This is a genomic window from Stenotrophomonas sp. GD03877, from assembly GCF_029840555.1.
Taxonomy (GTDB): Bacteria; Pseudomonadota; Gammaproteobacteria; order Xanthomonadales; family Xanthomonadaceae; genus Stenotrophomonas; species Stenotrophomonas geniculata.
The window spans coordinates 18,070-38,077 of the sequence record NZ_JAOCCT010000005.1; the positions used below are offsets into that span (position 1 = coordinate 18,070).

At 66.5% G+C, this 20,008-nt stretch carries 20 protein-coding genes; 7 read left to right on the plus strand and 13 right to left on the minus strand.

The window, feature by feature from the left end; translation table 11 throughout:
- Positions 1 to 93: 93 nt before the first annotated feature.
- From N5D20_RS04790 to N5D20_RS04810, 5 genes are all read right to left on the minus strand, one after another.
- Positions 94 to 423, minus strand: a complete 330-nt coding sequence (locus tag N5D20_RS04790) for a hypothetical protein (RefSeq protein ID WP_049435948.1) — start codon at positions 421 to 423, stop codon at positions 94 to 96.
- Positions 423 to 770 (minus strand): hypothetical protein, encoded by a 348-nt coding sequence (locus tag N5D20_RS04795; RefSeq protein WP_049435949.1) that lies wholly within the window; start codon positions 768 to 770, stop codon positions 423 to 425. Before N5D20_RS04795 ends, N5D20_RS04790 begins: the two co-directional genes overlap by 1 nt.
- A complete protein-coding gene (gene kdsA, locus N5D20_RS04800; RefSeq protein WP_014036736.1) occupies positions 767 to 1,597 on the minus strand; it encodes a 3-deoxy-8-phosphooctulonate synthase in 831 nt (276 codons plus the stop codon). The genes N5D20_RS04795 and kdsA overlap by 4 nt, the downstream gene beginning before the upstream one ends.
- Before the next feature lie 89 nt (positions 1,598 to 1,686).
- On the minus strand, positions 1,687 to 3,351 hold the full coding sequence (locus N5D20_RS04805; RefSeq protein ID WP_197579527.1) for a CTP synthase: 1,665 nt from the start codon (positions 3,349 to 3,351) through the stop codon (positions 1,687 to 1,689).
- A gap of 400 nt (positions 3,352 to 3,751) precedes the next feature.
- A complete protein-coding gene (locus N5D20_RS04810) occupies positions 3,752 to 3,985 on the minus strand; it encodes a hypothetical protein (RefSeq protein WP_005416022.1) in 234 nt (77 codons plus the stop codon).
- 172 nt (positions 3,986 to 4,157) lie between these two features.
- Here N5D20_RS04810 and parE point away from each other — a divergent pair, with 172 nt between their 5' ends.
- From parE to N5D20_RS04825, 3 genes are all read left to right on the plus strand, one after another.
- The gene (parE, locus tag N5D20_RS04815; protein WP_010486000.1) at positions 4,158 to 6,047 is read left to right on the plus strand and encodes a DNA topoisomerase IV subunit B; all 1,890 of its coding nucleotides are present in this window, start codon (positions 4,158 to 4,160) and stop codon (positions 6,045 to 6,047) included.
- Between the two features lie 153 nt (positions 6,048 to 6,200).
- Positions 6,201 to 6,779 carry a GNAT family protein gene (locus N5D20_RS04820; RefSeq protein WP_049421510.1) on the plus strand — a complete coding sequence of 193 codons (579 nt, stop codon included), beginning with the start codon at positions 6,201 to 6,203 and terminating at the stop codon, positions 6,777 to 6,779.
- A gap of 109 nt (positions 6,780 to 6,888) precedes the next feature.
- Positions 6,889 to 8,385, plus strand: a complete 1,497-nt coding sequence (locus tag N5D20_RS04825) for a S10 family peptidase (RefSeq protein WP_049435952.1) — start codon at positions 6,889 to 6,891, stop codon at positions 8,383 to 8,385.
- A gap of 360 nt (positions 8,386 to 8,745) precedes the next feature.
- On the opposite strand, the gene N5D20_RS04830 is transcribed toward N5D20_RS04825, so the two are convergent.
- Together N5D20_RS04830 and N5D20_RS04835 are read right to left on the minus strand one after the other, a co-directional pair.
- Positions 8,746 to 9,867 (minus strand): inorganic phosphate transporter, encoded by a 1,122-nt coding sequence (locus tag N5D20_RS04830; RefSeq protein ID WP_014036730.1) that lies wholly within the window; start codon positions 9,865 to 9,867, stop codon positions 8,746 to 8,748.
- A gap of 13 nt (positions 9,868 to 9,880) precedes the next feature.
- The gene (locus tag N5D20_RS04835; protein WP_004152833.1) at positions 9,881 to 10,507 is read right to left on the minus strand and encodes a DUF47 family protein; all 627 of its coding nucleotides are present in this window, start codon (positions 10,505 to 10,507) and stop codon (positions 9,881 to 9,883) included.
- A 292-nt stretch (positions 10,508 to 10,799) separates the two neighbouring features.
- Here N5D20_RS04835 and N5D20_RS04840 point away from each other — a divergent pair, with 292 nt between their 5' ends.
- Together N5D20_RS04840 and N5D20_RS04845 are read left to right on the plus strand one after the other, a co-directional pair.
- On the plus strand, positions 10,800 to 12,104 hold the full coding sequence (locus N5D20_RS04840) for a hemolysin family protein (RefSeq protein WP_054171428.1): 1,305 nt from the start codon (positions 10,800 to 10,802) through the stop codon (positions 12,102 to 12,104).
- On the plus strand, positions 12,088 to 12,747 hold the full coding sequence (locus N5D20_RS04845; protein WP_197579528.1) for an exopolysaccharide biosynthesis protein: 660 nt from the start codon (positions 12,088 to 12,090) through the stop codon (positions 12,745 to 12,747). Before N5D20_RS04840 ends, N5D20_RS04845 begins: the two co-directional genes overlap by 17 nt.
- A 57-nt stretch (positions 12,748 to 12,804) precedes the next feature.
- On the opposite strand, the gene N5D20_RS04850 is transcribed toward N5D20_RS04845, so the two are convergent.
- The 4 genes from N5D20_RS04850 to N5D20_RS04865 form a co-directional block, all read right to left on the minus strand.
- Positions 12,805 to 13,302, minus strand: a complete 498-nt coding sequence (locus tag N5D20_RS04850; protein WP_010486012.1) for a pyridoxamine 5'-phosphate oxidase family protein — start codon at positions 13,300 to 13,302, stop codon at positions 12,805 to 12,807.
- Between the two features lie 69 nt (positions 13,303 to 13,371).
- Positions 13,372 to 14,367, minus strand: a complete 996-nt coding sequence (locus tag N5D20_RS04855; protein WP_043402145.1) for an LLM class flavin-dependent oxidoreductase — start codon at positions 14,365 to 14,367, stop codon at positions 13,372 to 13,374.
- A gap of 152 nt (positions 14,368 to 14,519) precedes the next feature.
- The gene (locus N5D20_RS04860; RefSeq protein ID WP_019338429.1) at positions 14,520 to 15,287 is read right to left on the minus strand and encodes a sulfurtransferase; all 768 of its coding nucleotides are present in this window, start codon (positions 15,285 to 15,287) and stop codon (positions 14,520 to 14,522) included.
- Positions 15,288 to 15,574: 287 nt separating this feature from the next.
- Positions 15,575 to 15,940, minus strand: coding sequence for a DUF6164 family protein (locus N5D20_RS04865; protein WP_010486017.1), 366 nt, complete (start codon positions 15,938 to 15,940; stop codon positions 15,575 to 15,577).
- 69 nt (positions 15,941 to 16,009) lie between these two features.
- On the opposite strand from N5D20_RS04865, the gene N5D20_RS04870 reads away from it, so the two are divergent.
- Both N5D20_RS04870 and N5D20_RS04875 read left to right on the plus strand, forming a co-directional pair.
- Positions 16,010 to 16,444 carry an FKBP-type peptidyl-prolyl cis-trans isomerase gene (locus N5D20_RS04870; RefSeq protein WP_004152813.1) on the plus strand — a complete coding sequence of 145 codons (435 nt, stop codon included), beginning with the start codon at positions 16,010 to 16,012 and terminating at the stop codon, positions 16,442 to 16,444.
- On the plus strand, positions 16,431 to 17,678 hold the full coding sequence (locus N5D20_RS04875; protein WP_197579529.1) for a TIGR03862 family flavoprotein: 1,248 nt from the start codon (positions 16,431 to 16,433) through the stop codon (positions 17,676 to 17,678). Before N5D20_RS04870 ends, N5D20_RS04875 begins: the two co-directional genes overlap by 14 nt.
- A gap of 122 nt (positions 17,679 to 17,800) precedes the next feature.
- Here N5D20_RS04875 and N5D20_RS04880 read toward each other — a convergent pair whose 3' ends face one another.
- Together N5D20_RS04880 and N5D20_RS04885 are read right to left on the minus strand one after the other, a co-directional pair.
- The gene (locus N5D20_RS04880; RefSeq protein WP_191851078.1) at positions 17,801 to 18,262 is read right to left on the minus strand and encodes a GNAT family N-acetyltransferase; all 462 of its coding nucleotides are present in this window, start codon (positions 18,260 to 18,262) and stop codon (positions 17,801 to 17,803) included.
- 106 nt (positions 18,263 to 18,368) lie between these two features.
- Positions 18,369 to 19,991, minus strand: coding sequence for an FMN-binding glutamate synthase family protein (locus tag N5D20_RS04885; RefSeq protein ID WP_043402155.1), 1,623 nt, complete (start codon positions 19,989 to 19,991; stop codon positions 18,369 to 18,371).
- Positions 19,992 to 20,008: the final 17 nt, after the last annotated feature.

The window sequence follows — 20,008 nt, forward strand, 5'->3', positions numbered from 1 at the left end:
TCGGACCGGTTACCTGTCTGGAGAGGGGCGACAAAACGAATGCCGCGTGATTATCCCCGGCTGCCCGCCACTTGCCAAATGGAATGGGCGGCTTCAGCCCCAGCTGGACCCGATCACGATCAGCACCAGCGACACCAACATCACCAGCAACGCACCGGCAATCGCCGCCAGGATGGGGCCACGCCGCCGTCGCCAGGCCAGCACCATCGCCACCGGGCTGCCCAGGAAGGACAGCACCATCGTGACCAGCGCGCCCAGCAACCACCATTGCGTGGCCTGCACGCCGCTGTTCCCGTCCCCCGGCGGCCGGAAACTGGCGGTGAAGGCCAGCACGCCCACCACCAGCGCGATCCAGGTCAACACGGACAGCCCCAGGGCGATCAGGCCCCAAGGCCAGCCGCGCGCCGATGTGGTCGTATTCATCAAAGCACTCCGTAGAACAGGGCGCCCAGCCACAGCGAGAGCAGGATGATCGCCAGGCCAGCGGCCACCTTGCCGCGATTCAACCGCCAGGCCAGCACAGCGGCAGCGACGCATCCCGCGGCACCGAGCAGTTCCGCCACCAGCAGCGCAATGAAGTACGCGCGCAGATTGAGCGCGCTGCCACCATCACCCGGTGGCCGCACGGATGCGGCGCCGATCAGCACCAGCCCGAACATGCCCACGGTGAACAGCACGGCCAGGGCCAGTGCGATCAAGCCCCACGGCCACTGCTTCCAGTGCCGGCGGCGGCGCTGGTCCTCCAGCGCCCGCCACGGGTCACGACTCACGCGAAGCGCGAGAAGCCGTGCTTCTTGGTCACCGCATCGAGCTCCATCAGGGTCTCGAGCAGCGCTTCCATCTGGTCCAGCGGCCACGCATTGGGGCCATCGGACAGCGCCTTGGACGGGTCCGGGTGGGTCTCGGCGAACAGACCGGAGATGCCCACGGCCACCGCAGCACGGGCCAGCACCGGCACGTGCTCACGCTGGCCACCGGAACTGGTGCCCTGCCCGCCCGGCAACTGCACAGAATGGGTGGCGTCGAACACCACCGGGCAACCGGTATCGCGCATCACCGCCAGCGAACGCATGTCGCTGACCAGGTTGTTGTAGCCGAAGCTGGCACCGCGCTCGCAGACCATGATCTGCTCGTTGCCGGTGGCCTTGGCCTTTTCCACGACCGGCTTCATGTCCCACGGCGCCAGGAACTGGCCCTTCTTGATGTTGACCGGCTTGCCGGCCGAGCACACCTTGCGGATGAAATCGGTCTGGCGGACCAGGAACGCCGGGGTCTGCAGCACGTCCACCACCGAGGCCACTTCGTCCATCGGCGTGTATTCGTGGACGTCGGTCAGCACCGGCACGCCGATCTGCTTCTTGACCTCGGCCAGCACCTTCAGGCCCTCTTCCATGCCCGGGCCGCGGAAGGCGGTGCCCGAGGTGCGGTTGGCCTTGTCGAAGCTGGACTTGAAGATGAAGTTGACGCCGAGCTTGTCGGTGACTTCCTTCAGCTTGCCGGCGGTATCCAGCTGCAGCTGCATCGACTCGATCACGCAGGGGCCGGCGATCAGGAACAGGGGCTGGTCCAGCCCGACCTCGAATCCACACAGTTTCATGGCGTTTCCTTGTTGTCCGCAGCACCGGCCGGGCCGGTGCGCTGGGGGTTGAAGCATGCAGGATGGGGGCCGAAGCCCCCATTCACAAGTCAGGCGCGCGCTTCGGAAAGCAGCTTGCCGCCGGCCTTTCGCTCACGCGCGGCACGGATGAAACCGATGAACAGCGGGTGGCCGTCACGCGGCGTGGACAGGAATTCCGGGTGCGCCTGGCAGGCCAGGAACCACGGGTGCGCATCGCGCGGCAGTTCGACCACTTCCACCAGAGTGTCGTCCATCGACTTGCCGGCGATCACCAGGCCAGCGTCTTCCAGCTGGGTGCGGTAGCGGTTGTTGAACTCGTAGCGGTGGCGATGGCGTTCGGCGACCACGTCCTTGCCGTACAGCTCGCGGGCCAGCGTGCCCGGCTTCAGGCGCTGCTCCTGCAGGCCCAGGCGCATGGTGCCACCCAGGTCGCTCTTGTCGTCGCGCTTTTCGACATCGCCGGTGGCGGTGCGCCATTCGGTGATCAGGCCTATCACCGGGTTCGGCGACTGGCGGTCGTTCTCGGTGCTGTTGGCGCCTTCCAGGCCGACCACGTTGCGGGCGTAGTCCACCACCGCCGCCTGCATGCCGTAGCAGATGCCGAAGTACGGCACGTGCTGCTCGCGGGCGAACTTCGAGGTCAGCACCTTGCCTTCGAAACCACGGTCACCGAAGCCACCCGGCACCAGGATGCCGTCGACATCGGCCAGTGCACCCATGTCGGTGCCTTCCAGGTCCTGTGCTTCCAGCCACTTCAGGTTGACCTTGGTGCGCTGGCGCAGGCCGCCATGCTTGAGTGCTTCGCCGACCGACTTGTAGGCGTCCTGGTGATCGACGTACTTGCCGACCACGGCGATGGTCACTTCGTCCAGCGGATGCAGGGTCGCGTCGACCGCGTCCTCCCACATCGACAGGTCGACCGGGCCCGCCTTGTCGGCCAGCTTCAGCTGATTGACCACGATCTCGTCCAGGCCCTGGGCATGCAGGCCCGACGGGATGCGGTACAGCACGTCCACGTCCGGCACGCTGATCACCGCGCGTTCGGACACGTTGGTGAACTGGGCGATCTTGCGGCGCTCCGAATCCGGCACCGCCTGTTCCGAACGGCAAAGCAGCACGTCCGGCTGGATGCCGATCGAGCGCAGTTCCTTCACCGAGTGCTGGGTCGGCTTGGTCTTCAGCTCGCCGGCGGCGCCGATGTACGGCACCAGGGTGAGGTGCATGAACAGCGCCTTCTCCGGGCCACGCTCGGTGCGCACCTGGCGGATCGCCTCCAGGAACGGCAGCGACTCGATGTCGCCGACGGTACCGCCGATCTCGACCAGCGCCACGTCGTAGCCTTCGGTGGCTTCGTCGATGCAACGGCGGATTTCATCGGTGATGTGCGGAATGACCTGCACGGTCGCGCCCAGGTAGTCGCCGCGGCGCTCCTTGCGGATCACGTTCTCGTAGATGCGGCCGGTGGTGACCGAGTTCTTGCGGCTCAGGCGGGTGCGCACGAAGCGCTCGTAGTGGCCCAGGTCGAGGTCGGTCTCGGCGCCGTCGTCGGTGACGTAGACCTCACCGTGCTGGAACGGGCTCATGGTGCCCGGGTCGACGTTGATGTACGGGTCGAGCTTCATCATCGTGACCTTCAGGCCACGCGCTTCAAGAATGGCGGCCAGCGACGCGGCGGCAATGCCTTTGCCGAGCGAGGACACCACGCCGCCGGTTACGAAAATCAAGGGAGTCATGGCTGCAAGCATCCTGTCTGGAAATGGAAAACGGCAGCGCCACGCGCGCCCGGAGGGCAGGCATGGTGCTCAGAGGGGGTTTTCCGGTTCGCTGGGACAGCGAGGGAGGTGCGGATCCGTGCGGCGGCAGGCGCCGGACGGGGACCACCGTGCGAGGTCGGGGCGGCCGTGCCGGTCAAATCGACCGTCACCTGCGACCCGCCATGCTGGAAGCCACGCTTGGCCGCTCCAGCCCATTCGCAAATGGTGGACACGCACTTACTCCCGGAAAGCCATAGTTTACAGATTGATGGCCGCCAACCCAAGAGGCAGATGGCACGCTACTAAAAAGAAACGCCCCGCAACGCGGGGCGTTCCGGAGCGCAACCCTTGTCGCAAGGGCGCCTGGCAGGTTGCGGGATCAGCGCTTCTTGCGCGCTTCCTCTTCCTCTTCCTGCTGCGGGGCCGGCTGGCCCTGCGCCTTCATTTCAGCATTGGCCTGGGCCCGACGCTTGGCCTTGGCATCGGCCTCGGCCTGCGCCTTGTCGGCCTGGTCACCCTGCTGCGGGGCCGGCTGGCCGGCGTTCTGCGCCACCACCAGCGGCACTGCAACGGCGGCAGCGGCCAGGATCGCAATGGTCAGCAACTTCTTCATGAGGTCCTCCTCGCGGTATGGCTTGGACGTTTCGGCCCAACAGGGGTCGCCGGCGTTCAGATTCCAGCGGCTGCCATTTTACCCCCTCTGCGTCGCCGAGACTGAACCGCAGGCGTGCAAAATCCCGTGCCAGACCCCACACTTGCCCGTCGCTCCAAGCTTTCGAAGACAGATGAACGCCCGTTATAACGCCGCCGATATTGAAGTCCTGTCCGGCCTTGACCCGGTCAAGCGCCGTCCCGGCATGTATACCGACACCGCGCGCCCGAACCACCTGGCGCAGGAAGTGATCGACAACTCGGTGGACGAGGCCCTCGCCGGCCACGCCCGCTCGATCGAGATCACCCTGTACAAGGACGGCAGCGTGGAGGTCAGCGATGACGGCCGCGGCATGCCGGTGGACATCCATCCGGAAGAGAAAATCCCGGGCGTCGAGCTGATCCTCACCCGCCTGCACGCCGGCGGCAAGTTCAGCAACAACAACTACACTTTCTCCGGCGGCCTGCACGGCGTCGGCGTCAGCGTGGTCAACGCGCTGTCGACCCTGGTGGAAGTGCACATCAAGCGCGAAGGTGCCGAACACCGCATCACCTTCCGCAACGGCGACCGTGCCACCCCGCTGGAAGTGGTCGGCAGCGTCGGCAAGAAGAACACCGGTACCCGCGTGCGCTTCTGGCCCGACCCGAAGTACTTCGACACGCCCAAGTTCGCGGTGCGCGCGCTCAAGCACCTGCTGCGCGCCAAGGCCGTGCTGTGCCCGGGCCTGACCGTGAAGCTGACCGACGAAGCCACCGGTGAAGTCGATACCTGGTACTACGAAGACGGCCTGCGCGATTACCTGAAGCTGGAACTGGGCGATCGCGAGATGCTGCCGGCCGAGCTGTTCGTCGGCAACCTGAAGAAGGACACCGAAATTGTTGACTGGGCCGTGGCCTGGCTGCCGGAAGGCGAGCTGGTGCAGGAAAGCTACGTCAACCTGATTCCCACTGCCCAGCACGGCACCCACGTCAACGGCCTGCGTACCGGCCTGACCGAGGCGCTGCGCGAGTTCTGCGACTTCCGCAACCTGCTGCCGCGTGGCGTCAAGCTGGCCCCGGAAGACGTGTGGGACCGCGTGTCGTTCGTGCTGTCGCTGAAGATGACCGACCCGCAGTTCAGCGGTCAGACCAAGGAACGCCTGTCCTCGCGCCAGGCTGCAGGCTTCATCGAAGGCGCCGCCCACGATGCCTTCAGCCTGCTGCTGAACCAGAACGTGGAACTGGGCGAGAAGATCGCCCAGATCGCCATCGAACGCGCCAGTGCGCGCCTGAAGACCGAAAAGCTGGTCGTCCGCAAGAAGGTCACCCAGGGCCCGGCCCTGCCCGGCAAGCTGGCCGACTGCATCAGCCAGGACCTGTCGCGCACCGAGCTGTTCCTGGTGGAGGGTGACTCGGCAGGCGGCAGCGCCAAGCAGGCGCGCGACAAGGACTTCCAGGCGATCCTGCCGCTGCGCGGCAAGATCCTCAACACCTGGGAAGTGTCCTCCAACAGCGTGCTGGCGTCGGAAGAAGTGCACAACCTGGCCGTGGCCATCGGCTGCGACCCGGGCAAGGACGACATTGCCGGCCTGCGCTATGGCAAGGTCATCATCCTGGCCGACGCGGACTCCGACGGCCTGCACATCGCTACCCTGCTCACCGCGCTGTTCCTCAAGCACTTTCCGGCGCTGGTCGATGCCGGCCACGTGTTCGTGGCGATGCCGCCGCTGTTCCGCATCGACGTGGGCAAGCAGGTGTTCTACGCCCTGGACGAGGAAGAAAAGCGCTCGATGCTGGACAAGATCGAACGCGAGAAGATCAAGGGTGCGATCAACGTCACCCGCTTCAAGGGCCTGGGCGAGATGAATCCGCCACAGCTGCGCGAGTCGACCATCCACCCCGACACCCGCCGCCTGGTGCAGTTGACCGTGGACGATCGCGAGCAGACGAGCTCGCTGATGGACATGCTGCTGGCCAAGAAGCGTGCGTCCGACCGCAAGGGCTGGCTGGAGTCGAAGGGCGATCTCGCCTCCCTGGAAGTCTGACTCCCGCAGCCCTCCTGTAGAGCCGAGCCCACGCTCGGCTGCATTCCGCGCCGTGCCGGGCAGCCGAGCATCGGCTCGGCTCTACAAAGATCCCGCCCCCATCGGCAAACCCGGCGGCGCCATAATGCGCGTCCATCCGCGTGGACCATCGTATTGGCCAGCCACTCGCTGCTGTTCCCGGGCCTGCCGCTGCACAGCGCACGCCTGGTCCTGAGCCCGATCCGCCGCGACGATGCGGCCGCCCTGTTCGCGATCCAGTCCGATCCGGACGTGATGCGGTTCTGGAACCACCCGGCGTGGACACGACCGGCCGAGGCGCGTGCGCAGATCGACGATGACCTGGCCGCACAGGCCACCGGCACCCAGCTCAAGCTGGCCGTGCGCGAAACGCTGGACGGACCGTTGCTGGGCATCTGCGTGGTGTTCGCCCTGGACCGCGATGCCGCACGTGCCGAGATCGGCTACCTGCTGGCCCCCGACAGGCAGGGCCAGGGCTACATGCACGAAGCGCTGCAGCACCTGCTGGACTACCTGTTCCAGACCCTGCGCCTGCATCGCGTGGAAGCCGAAGTCGACCCGCGCAACCGGCCCTCGGCACACGTGCTTGAACGGCTGGGCTTTCACCTGGAGGGCGTGCTGCGGCAGCGTTGGCGCATCCAGGGCGAACTGTCCGATTCGGCGGTATACGGCCTGCTGGCCGACGACGACGTGCGCACTCCTCTGCCCGCTTGACCCAATCTGGCCAGTGGCGGCCTCGACGCGCGGGCATGCCTTTGGACACATACGGCATGCCCGCCACCGGCCTAGCATCGGAACCCCCTTCCGCTGCCAATCCGGTGCCATGAAGTCCCTGCTGCATACTGCCGCGCTCTGCGTCGGCCTGCTCATCGCCCCTGCCAGCGTGCTGGCCGCGCCTGACGCCGAGGCCAAGCCCGATCCGAAAGACGACAAGACCGAAGCACCTGCGCTGCCCGCCGATGCGTCGGCCCGCCAGAGCATGCGCCTGGCCGGCCGCACCCTGGACTACACCGCCACTGTCGGCACCCTGCCGGTGCGTGATGCGAAAGGCAAGGTGATCGCCGATGTGGTGTTCACCGCCTATACGATGCCGGGCAAGGACCGGCCGGTGACCTTCGCGCTCAACGGCGGCCCGGGGGCATCGTCGGTCTACCTCAACATGGGCGCGATCGGACCCAAGGTGGTGACCTTCGGCTCCGAGGGTGACAGCGCCTCGGCACCCGCCACGCTGCACGACAACCCCGGCACCTGGCTGGACTTCACCGACCTGGTGTTCATCGATCCGGTCGGCACCGGCTTCAGCCGCGCGCGCATCGGCGATGACGAAGCGAAGAAGCAGCTGTACAACCCCAGCGCTGACATCGAGTACCTGTCGCGCTCGATCTACGACTGGCTGCTGCGCAACCAGCGCATGGGCGCACGCAAGTACCTGACCGGCGAGAGCTACGGTGGCTACCGTGGCCCCCGCATCACCCACTTCCTGCAGACGCGGCTGGGCGTGGCGATGAACGGCCTGGTGCTGGTCTCGCCCTACCTGAGCCCGACCCTGGAAGACAACGCCGATGTCTCGCCGATGGCATGGATGCAGACACTGCCGTCGATCGCCGCCGCGCACCTGGAGCGCCAGGGCAAGCTGACCGATGCAGCGATGCGTGACGTGGTGGAGTACACCCGTGGCGACTACGCCACCGCGCTGATGAAGGGCCGCAGCGACCCGCAGGCGACCGAGGCGATGCTGCGCCGGGTAACCGAGCTGACCGGGCTGGACCCGCAGTTCGTGCGCCGCGCCGGTGGCCGCCTGGAGACGCAGGCCTATCTGCGTGAGGTGTTCCGCGACAAGGGCACGCTGGGCAGCCGCTACGACTCGAACGTGACCGCGTTCGATCCGTTCCCGAATGATCCGGAGCAGCGCGCCAATGATCCGTTGCTGGACAGCATCATTGCGCCGACCACCACGGCGATGGTCGACTTCGTGACGCGCGTGGTCGGCTGGAAGGTGGATGCGCGCTACCAGGCGCTGAATTACGACGTGAACCGGCTGTGGGACCGCAACGGCGAGCTGCGCCAGGGCGCGGTGACCCAGCTGCGCCAGGCGGTGGCGATCGATCCGCATCTGCAGGTGCTGATCGTGCATGGCTGGAACGACCTGTCGTGCCCGTTCATGGGGTCGATCCTGACGGTGGACCAGATGCCGGCGATGGGCAGCAATCCGGACCGGGTGCAGGTGCGCAGTTATCCGGGCGGGCACATGTTCTACAGCCGGGCCGACAGCCAGGCGGCCTTCCGCAGGGATGTGCAGGCGTTGTTCCAACGTAATTGAGGGGTTCGGCCGGGCCTGCGGCCCGGCACCCGCTGACGGCAACGGCAACGGCAAAAGCTGGCTTCCTGAGGGCTGGCGAGGTGGGGTGGATATGCAGGACACGCCGTAAACCCGTCCATGGGGGCTCGATGGCGCCATCCATGGCGCCAACGGTCCTGCATATCCACCCCACCCCGCCGCTGACAGGTTCCTGCTGCTGTTGGTGGGTGCCGACCGTTGGTCGGCACGGGATCGGATCCCTGCTTCTGCTCTGGTAGGTGTCGACCTTGGTCGAAACGATGTGTGCGGAAAAATTCTTTGCCCATGAAAAAGCCCGCCGGATATCGGCGGGCTTTTTCGTTTGCAACCTTGGCGTGGCGATCAGGTCCAGCCGAACAGCTCGAACAGCTTCAGGATCAGGTACGCACAGCCACCTGCCGCCGGGATGGTCAGGATCCAGGCCCAGACGATGCGTTCGATCACGCCGAACTTCAGCGAGCGCGGGTTCTTGGCGAAGCCGACGCCCATGATCGCTGTGGAGATGCTGTGCGTGGTCGAGACCGGCATGCCGAAGTGGGCGGCCAGGGTCAGGATGGTGGCCGAGCTGGTCTCCGCGGCGAAGCCGTGGATCGGGTGCAGCTTGACCATCTTGTGGCCCAGGGTCTTGATGATCTTCCAGCCACCCGAAGCGGTACCGGCAGCCATCACCACCGCACAGGTCAGCACGATCCACATCGCGATGCCGTCACCGGCATGCGCATCCGGGTGCATGAAGGCCAGCCAGGACGGCAGGTCGTTCAGTGCGCCGGTGGCTTCTGCACCGATCAGTGTCATGGCGATGATGCCCATGGTCTTCTGCGCATCGTTGTGGCCGTGGGCAAAGCCCATGTAGGCCGCCGAGGCGATCTGCGCCTTGCCGAAGAACGCGTTGACGATGCGCGGGCGGGCCAGGCGGCCGATGGCGCCACCGATCTTGGCCAGGCCGGCGATCAGCGCCCACAGCAGCACCATCACCACGATGCCGAGCAGGAAGCCGGCGATCGGCGAGGTGATCATCGGCACGAACACCTTCCACAGCAGGCCCTTGTTCTGCGCCCAGCTGCCCAGCCGCTCGGACCAGATCAGGGCGTCCCAGTTGTTGTGGGCCGCAGCCAGGCCGGCGCCGCAGAGGCCGCCGATCAGTGCATGCGAAGACGAGGACGGCAGGCCCTTCCACCAGGTGATCAGGTTCCAGATGATGCCGCCCAGCAGGGCGCACAGGATCACCTGCGGGGTGACGTCGACCACGTTGGTGTTGAGCAGGCCCGAGGCGATGGTCAGCGCCACCGCGGTACCGGTCAACGCGCCGATGAGGTTCATGAAGGCGGCCAGCATCACCGCCCAGCCGGGCGAGAGCACCTTGGTCGCCACCACGGTGGCAATGGAGTTGGCGGTGTCGTGGAAGCCGTTGATGAACTCGAAAACGAGCGCGGCCAGGATCACCACCAGGACAAGGGTCAACATGCGGCGGCGTCCGTCAGCTGTTCTTCAACACGATCTGGTACGCCACCACGCCGGCCTCGCGGCAACGGTCGATGGCCTTTTCCAGGATCTCGAAGAATTCCTTCAGCAGGAACATCTGCAGGTTGTCCAGGCGACCGGAGTAGATGTCGCGGTACAACTCGAGCATCAGGCGGTCGGCCTCGTTCTCCAGCGAGCGCAGCTTCTCGTTGAGCGCGGTCATCCGGTCCAGGTTCATGTGGCGCAGGTCGGCCACCATCTCCACCACCACGCCGGCAGCCTGTTCCAACATCGCCGCGCGCGGCGCGAAGTCGATGTGTTCCAGGTGGGTCGTGGCCAGCGAATAGCGATCGGCGAACTTCTCGATCTGCTTCGGAATCTTGTACAGGGCCGAGCCCAGCGCTTCGATGTCTTCGCGCTCGATCGGGGTCATGAAGCTGTCCACCAGCGCCTGGCTGATCTTGTCCGAGGCCGCGCGTTCGCGCAGGCGGGCCAGCTTGAAAGCGTCCAGCGCGGGCTGGCGGTCGGCCTCGCGCAGCATGGAATGCAGCGCCTTGGCGGCGTCGGAAGCCGCGACGGCAGCCTCATCGAGCAGGGTGTAGAACTGTTTGCCGGAACCGAAAATGGTCTGCAGAGAGAACATTGAGAAACCTGTCAGCCGTCGCGGGAAGGACGGCACCAGACGGAATTATGACGGCTAGATGACCATCACGGGTATCCCTGCCCCCTTTCGGGGCCCTGGAACCCCCAACCTGAACAGGCGGTTGCCACCCTGCCACGCCCCTTTGCTAAGATGCCAGCGCGCCTCCGGGCGCACCTTATGGACGACGACCCTTATCCCCCTGCGCCGCGCCGGACCCTGTTCCTGAGCGCCAGCCGCCATCGCAAGCACCCGCCCTCCCTGCCACCAACCGGGGACGATGCCCGTGTTTGAAATGATCCTGATTGTCTTCGCGCTGGTTCTGCTGAACGGCTTCTTCGCCATGTCCGAGATGTCGGTCATGACCTCGCGCAAGAGCCGCCTGAAGCAGATGGCCGCCACCTCCAAACGTGCCGCCAAGGCGCTGGAGCTGTCGGAGAAGCCGGAGAGCTTCCTGTCCACCGTGCAGATCGGCATCACCGTGATCGGCGTGCTGACCGGCTACCTCGGCGGTGAAGCGCTGGGCGAGGCCTTTGCAGGCTGGATCCAGGGCCTGATGCCGGGCTTTGCCTACGCCGGCAATGTCGGTACCACGCTGGCGGTCAGCCTGATCACGTTCATCACGCTGATCTTCGGCGAACTGGTGCCCAAGCGCCTGGCACTGACCCGCTCGGAAGCCATCGCTGGCCTGGTTGCCATGCCGATGAGCTGGCTGGCCAAGCTGGCCCTGCCCTTCGTCTGGCTGCTGTCCAAGACCACCCAGCTGGTGCTGCGGCTGTTCGGCCTGGGCAAGGATGAAGTCGCCTCGGTGACCGAAGAAGAGATCCGCATGCTGGTGGCCGAGAGCCACGAGGCCGGGGTGATCGACGCCCACGAGCGCGACATGATGAACCGCGTGATGCGCTTGGGCGACCGCACCGCCGACAGCCTGATGACCCCGCGCAACCGCATCGCCTGGCTCGACACCCAGGCCGGGCTGGAGCGCAACCTGGAAATCATGGCCGAGCACGAGTTCTCGCGGTACCCGGTGTACCGCGACAACGACATGGACGTGGTCGGCGTGCTCGAACTGAAATCGCTGGCCACGCGCATGGCGCGCGGCGACAACGCGCTGTTCCAGACCCTGCGCGAACCGCTGTACGTTTCCGAATCAACCCACGCGATGAAGCTGCTGGAGATCTTCCGCGAGGAACAGCAGTCGATGGCGCTGGTGGTGGACGAGTACGGCGAGATCCAGGGCTTGGTGACCATCAGCGACCTGATGGGTGCCGTGGTCGGCCGCCTGCAGGCGGTGGAGAACGCCGACGAAGATGCGCTGGTGGTGACCCGCGAGGACGGCTCGCTGCTGGTGGACGGCTCACTGCCGATCGAAGACGTCCGCGAACTGATCGGCAGCAACGACCTGCCCGACGCCGAGGACGGCGACTACTACACGCTGGCCGGCATGTGCATCCACTACTTCGGCCGCATTCCGCACGCGGGCGAGTACTTTGACTGGGCCGGCTGGCGCTTCGAAGTGGTCGACCTGGACGGTGCGCGGGTGGACAAGCTGCTGCTGCGCACGTTGTCCGACGAGCAGGCCGATGAGCTCACCGCCTGAGGCCGGCCAGGGTCCGGGCGCCCAGCGCCCGGCCTACCGCAACGAGGGCATCCGCACCCTGCTGGAGATGTTCGCCTCCGGCGATCCGGCCGAGCACATGCCGCTGGGCCAGATCCTGTGCAACCTGCAGCAGGGCGCGTTCGGCGTGTTCCTGTTCGTGGCGATCCTGCCCTCGTTCATTCCGATTCCGGGCATGGGCGGCGCGGTCAGCGGTCCATTGGTGATCCTGATCGGCCTGCAGATGCTGTGCTGCCTGCGCCGCCCCTGGCTGCCGGGCTTCATCGCCCGCCGCGGGCCAAAGCGCAGCACCATGCACCGTTTCCTGGACCGCATCGACCGCCCGCTTCGGCGCCTGGACAAGATGCTGAAACCACGCATGCCGCAACTGCTGGCACCGCTGCCCGCCCACGCCTTCAGCGGCCTGCTGCTGGTGTTGCTGGGCCTGCTGCTGTCGCTGCCGATTCCCTTCACCAACTTCCTGTTCGGCTTCCAGCTGCTGCTGTTCTCGTTGGCGCTGCTGGAACGCGATGGCGCGCTGATGCTGTTCAACTGGATCGCGGCGCTGGCAGCGATCGCATTCTTCGGTTTCAGTTCGGGGCAGCTGGTGGGCTATACGGTGGAACTGTTCCAGCGCTGGTTCTGAGCCGGAAGCCAGTAGAGCCGGCCGCTGGCCGGCACTACCACTACCGGACATCGGCCATCACCGAAGGTCGATGAACCCGTTGTCGGCCAACGCCGTCGGCTCGTCCTGCACTGCAGACAGCACGAAGCTCAGCGCCGTGCCCAGCAGAGTGCCCGGGCCATCCCAGTATTCGGCACTGTCGGCGCGCACATGGATCAGGCGAAGGTTGGGGTCATCCTTGCCACCGGGGAAGAACAGCTTCATCGCCGGTGACCACAGCTCCTCGATCTTCGCGCGATCATCGACCACGCGTGCCCGCCCCGCCACCGACACGTAGGTGTTCTTCGAGGGCGAGGCGTAGGCCACGTTGACCCGCGGATCGAGCGCGATCTCGGCCACCTTCGGGCTGTCGCCGGTGATCACGAACCACAGGTCACCGTCGAAGGCGACCTGCTGGGTGGCCAGCGGCCGGCTGTAGAGTCGCCCGTCGACGCCGGTGGTGGTGAACATGGCCACCTCCACGTCCTTGATCAGCTCGGCCAGTTGGGCAATGTGTTCGGCACGGGTCTCGGCCATGGTGGGGACTCCAGAAGTGGGAGCCCCCATCAGACGCGGATCGGCCGCAACAGGCCGTGACGCAATTGTTCAGCCCGCGTGGCGGGCGTGCCAGGCCTGCATCGCCAGTTCGAACGAACGCAGGCGTGCGCGGTGGTCGTACAGATTGGCGGTGAGCATCAGTTCGTCGGGCTTGTGCCGTTCGACGAAGGCGGCGATGCCCTCGGCCACCTGCTGCGGATCACCCAGCACGGTGCAGGCCAATGCCCGCTCCACACCCAGCTTTTCATGCGGTTCCCAGAACGATTCGATGTCGTCGATGGGCGCCGGAATCTTGCCCGGCCGGCCACGGCGCAGATTGACGAAACTCTGCTGCTGGCTGGTGAACAGGCGGCGTGACTCGGCTTCGCTGTCGCTGGCGACAACGTTCAGGGCCAGCATCGCGTGCGGCTGCTTCAACGTGGCCGAAGGGCGGAACTCGCGGCGGTACACCGCCAGCGCTTCGTCCATCACGTCGGGCGCGAAGTGCGAGGCGAACGCATACGGCAGGCCCATCGAGGCGGCCATGCGCGCACCGAACAGGCTGGAACCGAGGATCCAGGTCGGCACCCGCAGGCCACCACCTGGAACGGCCTGCACCGCCTGCCCGGGCTGTACCGGCTCGAAGTAGTGCAGCAGCTCGCGCACATCCTGCGGGAACTGGTCGGCGCTGTCGAAGTAGCGGCGCAGTGCACGCGCGGTCGGCTGATCGGTGCCCGGCGCACGGCCCAGGCCGAGGTCGATGCGGTCCGGATACAGCGAGGCCAGCGTGCCGAACTGCTCGGCCACCTGCAGCGGGGCATGGTTCGGCAGCATGATGCCGCCGGCACCGACGCGGATGCGCTTTGTGCCCCCGGCCACATGGCCGATCAGCACAGCGGTGGCCGCGCTGGCGATGCCGGGCATGTTGTGGTGTTCGGCCAGCCAGTAGCGGCGGTAGCCCAGCGCATCGGCGTGCTGGGCCAGTTCCAGCATGTTGGCGAAAGCGGCTGTGGTGTCACTGCCCTCGCAGACCGGGGCTAGGTCAAGGATCGACAACGGGATCATCAGGCGTTTTTCCGTCACAGGATCCCCCATGCATGGGGACGGCCCGGCGCCGCGGCCAGTGACGGTGGCGGGATGCTGATTCCCGTGGGGCAGGTTCAGCGCCCACCGGATCGTGTAGAGCCGAGCATGGGCTCGGCGCTACAGAAGCGCGGTCAGAACGCGCTGGGGCGCGGCTCCGGCAGCGGCTGGTCCACCATCGGCTTCAGCTCGGCGTCCAGCGCCACGCGCTCATCGAACACGAAGCAGCGGCCTTCGTAGCCTTCGCCGCCCACCTCCTCGAAGTAGCCGAGGATGCCGCCATCGAGCTGCAGCACATTGTCCATGCCGTCATTGACCATCCACAGCGCGGCCTTCTCGCAGCGGATGCCACCGGTGCAGAAACTGACCACGGTGCTGTCCTTCAGCGCTTCGCGGTGCGGCGCCAGCGCCTCGGGCAGGTCGGTGAACTTGTGGATGGGCAGCACCAGCGCATCCTTGAAGGTGCCGTACTCCACTTCCTGCAGGTTGCGCGTATCGAGCATCACCACCGGCTTGCCGGCGTCATCATGCCCCTGGCGCAACCAGCGCTGCACCGTGGCCGGATCGATCGCCGGCGCGCGCGGATAGTCCAATGGCTGGCCGTCGTCACGGCGGAAGCTGATGATCTCGTCCTTCACCTTGGCCTTCAGCCGCGCGAACGGCTGATGCTCACTGAGGCTGGTCTTGACCCGCATATCGGCAAAGCGCGCGTCGGAACGCAGTGCCACGTAGAAGCCCTCGACCGCCTCTGGCGCACCTGCCAGGAACAGGTTCAGCCCCTCGCCCGCCACCAGGATCGTGCCGCGCAGCTCCGCCGCCTCGGCACGCGCCAGCAGCTGGTCGCAGAGGGCCTGGGGAGCGTCGATGACGGCGAAATGGTAAGCGGCGGTATTGGCGATCATCCTGCCATTTTAGCGCCTCCTGCCCGCACAGACAGACTCAGGGATCAGAGCCCTCTGCACGGCAGAGGGATCCGACCCCAAGCCCGGCAGACACCCGGAATCTGTCAGGGGTGGGGCGGTGTGGGCAGGCGGGGGCGCAGAGCGCCATGGATGGCGCTCTACAAGGCACGCAGGAGCAGCTTTTGCCGTCCCCCGCGTGCCCACACCGCCCCGCCCTCCCACTGAAGCCCGGCTTTTGACGTTGCCGTTGCGTCTGCGGGTGCCGGGTGCAACCCGGCCGAAACCCCTTACCCCCGCAACAGCACGAACGGCAGCAGCACCAGCGCCGCCGCACCGGCCATCGCCAGCAGCACCAGCACCACATACCCCGGTCGGCGCCGGAACAGGCTGCCGAAGGTCTCCGCCGTGCCCTCGCGCAACGCCTGCTCGCGCTCGGCACGGATGCGCGGCCCGCGTTCGGCCTGGTACTCCGCCATCAGCGCCTTCGCACGCGGGTGATCGGCGTCCTCGCGCAGCCACAGGCCGCCGTTGGAAATGCCCCAGGGGCTGGGTTCGGTGCGATACCAGGCGATGCCGTGCTGGTCGAGCAGCGTGCAGACATCGGCATATTCGTCGTCGCCGACATTGCGCAGATTGAGCAGGAGTTTTGCCATGCCCCATGATACCCGGCGCCGATGCGCTACCCTTGCCGCCCTCGCCCTGCGCCCTTCCGGAGACGCCCGATGCGCCGCCTGCTGCTTCCCCTGCTGCTGTCCCTCGCCGCCGTTGGCTGCTCGACCGAACCGTCCGGCCCGCCGCCGGGTGGCACCCTGACCACCTTCGAGCGCATCGATACCGTCCCAGGTACCGGCACCGAGGCCGTTGCCGGCAACAAGGTCACCGTGCACTACACCGGCTGGATCTATGACAACCGCACCGAGACCAAGCACGGCAAGACCTTCGACAGCTCGGTCAGCCGTGGCGAACCGTTCACCTTCGCACTCGGCGCCGGCCAGGTCATCCGCGGCTGGGATGAGGGCGTGGCCGGCATGAAGGTCGGCGGCAAGCGCACGCTGATGATCCCACCGGACTACGGCTACGGCGACCGCCGGGTTGGCCCGATTCCGGCCGGCTCGTCTCTGGTGTTCGACGTCGAGCTGCTCGATGTCAAACCGTAATACCGCACTGCCCCAGCGGGTCGCCGTCATCGGCGGCGGCCCGGCCGGCCTGTTCGCCGCCGAGCGCCTGCGCGCCGCTGGGCTGGAGGTCGACCTGTACGAGGCCAAGGGATCGCCCGGCCGCAAGTTCCTGATCGCCGGCAAGGGCGGACTCAACCTGACCCATTCCGATCCGCGCCCGCTGTTCGACAGCCGCTACCGCGAGCAGGCTGCCGTTGTCGGCAGCTGGCTGGATGGCTTCGACGCGCAGGCACTGCGTGACTGGGCCGCCGGCTTCGGCGTGGAGACCTACGTGGGCAGCTCTGGCCGCGTGTTCCCGGTCGACCGCAAGGCAGCGCCGCTGCTGCGCGGCTGGGTGCGCCGGTTGAAGGAACAGGGTGTGCGCCTGCACGCCAACCACCGCTGGATCGGCTGGCGTGACGACGGCGCCTTGCGCTTTGAAACCGAAGACGGCGCCGTTGAAGTACATGCCGATGCCACCCTGCTGGCCATGGGCGGCGGCAGCTGGCCGCAGCTGGGCAGCGACGGCACCTGGGTCTCGCCACTGCAGGCCCGTGGCGTGGACATCGCACCACTGCAGTCGGCCAACTGCGGTTTCGACGTGGATTGGACCCCATTCTTCGCCCAGCGCAATGCCGGCGCGCCGTTGAAGCCGGTGGTCGCGCACTGGATCGACCTGGCCGGACAGCCACAGTCGCTGCAGGGCGAATGCGTGGCCAGCGAGTACGGCATCGAAGGCAGCCTGATCTATGCGTTGGCGGCGGACCTGCGCGAGACCATCAACCGCGATGGCCACGCGATGCTGTGGCTGGACCTGGTGCCGGGCCGTGACGAGGCGCGCCTGCTGGCCGATCTGTCACGCCCGCGCAAGGGCCGCAGCTTCGGCGAGCACCTGCGCCGCCAGGCCGGCCTGGATGCAGTGAAAGCCGCGCTGGTGTTCGAGATTCTGGGTAAAGAAGCGGGCAATGATCTGCCTGCCGTGGCGGCTACGCTCAAGCGCCTGCCGCTGCGCCTGCTGCGTCCCCGGCCGATGGCCGAAGTGATCAGCACCGCCGGCGGCGTGCGCTTGGGTGCGCTGGATGATGGCCTGATGCTGCGGGCAGTGCCCGGCGTGTTCTGTGCCGGCGAGATGCTGGACTGGGAGGCACCGACGGGTGGCTACCTGCTGACCGCGTGCTACGCCAGTGGCCTGCGCGCTGCGGAAGGCGTGATCGGGTGGCTGGCGGAGCGGTGACGCCTGCCTTGTAGCGTCGAGCCATGCTCGACTGCGCTACCTGTAGAGCCGAGCCCACGCTCGGCTTGAATCAAAAGCAGCCGAGCGTGGGCTCGGCTCTACAGAACGCAGAAAACGGGCACTCACCACGGCCGGCGCATGCTCACCGAAGCCAGCGCCACGCCGCTGGGATGCGGGTAGGCCTCTTCGCGCACACTGATGAACCCCTGCCGCTGATAGAACGGCACGGCGTTGAGCGAGGCTGACAGCACCACCTCGCGCCCAGGATCGGCCATCGCCAGCAGGCGCTGCATCAGCGCCTGGCCGATGCCCTTGCCGCCACGATCCGGATCGACGAACAACGCATCGACTTCATTGGCATCGGCATCGAACACGCCAAAGCCGAGCAGACCGCCCTGCTCGTCCTCGGCCACCACGCAGCCACCCTGCGACAACAGCCGCGCGTACTGCGACGGTGGCGGCGAGGCAGACCAGGGCGCAATGACCTCAGGCGGGTAATGACTGCTGCAGGTCTCCCGCACGCACCGCGTGCGCAGCGCCCACAACATGGCCACGTCATCCATGGTGCCGGTCCTGAACTGCATGACATCTCCTTGTAGAGCCGAGCCTATGCTCGTCTGATCTTCGTTCCAACATCGCGATGCGTGATCGAGAAGCAGCCGAGCATGGGCTCGGCTCTACAACATCACGTTATCGCGACTTGCTGGCACGCAGTGCCTGGATCTTCGGCGGCGGCTGGAAGGAATCGCTGCGCGCATCGGCCCAGAACGCATGGAACACCGCATGGTCCGGCACCTTGTGCAGCAGCTCGCCCGGTTCCAGGTAACGGTACAGCGAGGCCAGCGAACGGATCTCCACCGGCGAAACACGGCGCAGGATGTGTTCCGGCCCGAGTTCAGCCGGATCATTCAGGCCCGCGGCACACAACAGTTCCTTCAAGGCATGCAGCGTGTGCTCGTGGTAGCTGTACACACGGGTGGCCTTGTCCGGTGCATCCAGATGCTTCCAGCGCGCGGGATCCTGGGTCGCGATGCCGGTCGGGCACTTGTCGGTATGGCAGCTCAGTGACTGGATGCAGCCCAGCGCGAACATGAAGCCCCGGCCGGCATTGCACCAGTCGGCCCCCAGCGCGATGGTGCGCGCGATGTCGAACGCACTGGTGATCTTGCCGGCCGCACCAATGCGGATGCGATCGCGCAGATCGAGGCCGACCAGGGTGTTGTGCACCAGCAGCAGCGCCTCGTGCATCGGCACGCCGACATGGTCGACAAACTCGGCCGGTGCCGCACCGGTGCCGCCCTCGGCGCCATCGACCACGATGAAATCCGGCAGCAACCCGGTTTCCTGCATCGCCTTGGCAATGCCGAACCACTCCCACGGGTGGCCGATGGCCAGCTTGAAACCGACCGGCTTGCCACCGGACAGCTCGCGCAGGCGGGCGACGAACTGCAGCAGCTCGACCGGCGTCGAGAACGCCGAGTGACGCGACGGCGACACACAGTCCACCCCCATCGGCACGCCACGCGTCACCGAGATCTCGGCGGTCACCTTCGGCGCCGGCAGCACGCCACCGTGGCCCGGCTTGGCGCCCTGCGACAGCTTGATCTCGATCATCTTGACCTGGTCATGGGTGGCATTGGCAACGAAGCGCTCCTCGCTGAAACCACCCTTCTCGTCACGGCAACCGAAGTAGCCCGAGCCGATCTCCCATACCAGGTCACCGCCCATCTCGCGGTGGTAGGGCGAGATCGAACCCTCGCCGGTGTCGTGATAGAAGCCGCCCTGGCGCGCGCCTTCGTTCAGCGCGCGGATGGCATTGGCCGACAGTGAACCGAAGCTCATCGCCGAGATGTTGAACACGCTGGCCGAATAGGGCTTGGCACAGTTCGGGCCGATCAACACGCGGAAGTCATGCTTGGCGATGGCGGTCGGTGCCAGCGAATGATTGATCCACTCGTAGTCCACCGCATAGGTGCTGCGCAGGGTGCCGAACGGCACCGTGTCCATCTCGTTCTTGGCGCGCTGGTAGATCAGTGCCCGCTGCTGGCGCGAGAACGGCACGTCTTCCAGGTCGCTCTGCACGAAGTACTGGCGGATCTCCGGGCCGATCGATTCCAGCCCGTAGCGGAAGTGCGCCATCACCGGATAATTGCGGCGCAGCGTGCTGCGCTTCTGCAGCAGGTCCCAGGTCCCCAGCGCCACCATCGCGGCAGTCAGGCCGACGCCCCAATACCAGGCCGGCCAGATCGTGGCCAGCCACAGGCATATCGGGAACATCAGGATGGCGAGCAGGTAGACGATATACCGGTGCATGGCTTTCCTCGGTTGCA

What these genes read in the sequence shown, in the direction of transcription:
- N5D20_RS04840 (WP_054171428.1), top strand. Translation starts at nt 10,800, where the DNA reads ATGATCCTGATTGTCTTCGCGCTGGTTCTGCTGAACGGCTTCTTCGCC.
- N5D20_RS04880 (WP_191851078.1), bottom strand. Translation starts at nt 18,262, where the DNA reads ATGCAGTTCAGGACCGGCACCATGGATGACGTGGCCATGTTGTGGGCG.
- N5D20_RS04870 (WP_004152813.1), top strand. Translation starts at nt 16,010, where the DNA reads ATGCGCCGCCTGCTGCTTCCCCTGCTGCTGTCCCTCGCCGCCGTTGGC.
- N5D20_RS04805 (WP_197579527.1), bottom strand. Translation starts at nt 3,351, where the DNA reads ATGACTCCCTTGATTTTCGTAACCGGCGGCGTGGTGTCCTCGCTCGGC.
- N5D20_RS04885 (WP_043402155.1), bottom strand. Translation starts at nt 19,991, where the DNA reads ATGCACCGGTATATCGTCTACCTGCTCGCCATCCTGATGTTCCCGATA.
- N5D20_RS04790 (WP_049435948.1), bottom strand. Translation starts at nt 423, where the DNA reads ATGAATACGACCACATCGGCGCGCGGCTGGCCTTGGGGCCTGATCGCC.
- N5D20_RS04850 (WP_010486012.1), bottom strand. Translation starts at nt 13,302, where the DNA reads ATGGCCGAGACCCGTGCCGAACACATTGCCCAACTGGCCGAGCTGATC.
- N5D20_RS04835 (WP_004152833.1), bottom strand. Translation starts at nt 10,507, where the DNA reads ATGTTCTCTCTGCAGACCATTTTCGGTTCCGGCAAACAGTTCTACACC.
- N5D20_RS04830 (WP_014036730.1), bottom strand. Translation starts at nt 9,867, where the DNA reads ATGTTGACCCTTGTCCTGGTGGTGATCCTGGCCGCGCTCGTTTTCGAG.
- N5D20_RS04875 (WP_197579529.1), top strand. Translation starts at nt 16,431, where the DNA reads ATGTCAAACCGTAATACCGCACTGCCCCAGCGGGTCGCCGTCATCGGC.
- parE (WP_010486000.1), top strand. Translation starts at nt 4,158, where the DNA reads ATGAACGCCCGTTATAACGCCGCCGATATTGAAGTCCTGTCCGGCCTT.
- N5D20_RS04865 (WP_010486017.1), bottom strand. Translation starts at nt 15,940, where the DNA reads ATGGCAAAACTCCTGCTCAATCTGCGCAATGTCGGCGACGACGAATAT.
- N5D20_RS04860 (WP_019338429.1), bottom strand. Translation starts at nt 15,287, where the DNA reads ATGATCGCCAATACCGCCGCTTACCATTTCGCCGTCATCGACGCTCCC.
- N5D20_RS04825 (WP_049435952.1), top strand. Translation starts at nt 6,889, where the DNA reads ATGAAGTCCCTGCTGCATACTGCCGCGCTCTGCGTCGGCCTGCTCATC.
- N5D20_RS04810 (WP_005416022.1), bottom strand. Translation starts at nt 3,985, where the DNA reads ATGAAGAAGTTGCTGACCATTGCGATCCTGGCCGCTGCCGCCGTTGCA.
- N5D20_RS04855 (WP_043402145.1), bottom strand. Translation starts at nt 14,367, where the DNA reads ATGATCCCGTTGTCGATCCTTGACCTAGCCCCGGTCTGCGAGGGCAGT.
- N5D20_RS04845 (WP_197579528.1), top strand. Translation starts at nt 12,088, where the DNA reads ATGAGCTCACCGCCTGAGGCCGGCCAGGGTCCGGGCGCCCAGCGCCCG.
- kdsA (WP_014036736.1), bottom strand. Translation starts at nt 1,597, where the DNA reads ATGAAACTGTGTGGATTCGAGGTCGGGCTGGACCAGCCCCTGTTCCTG.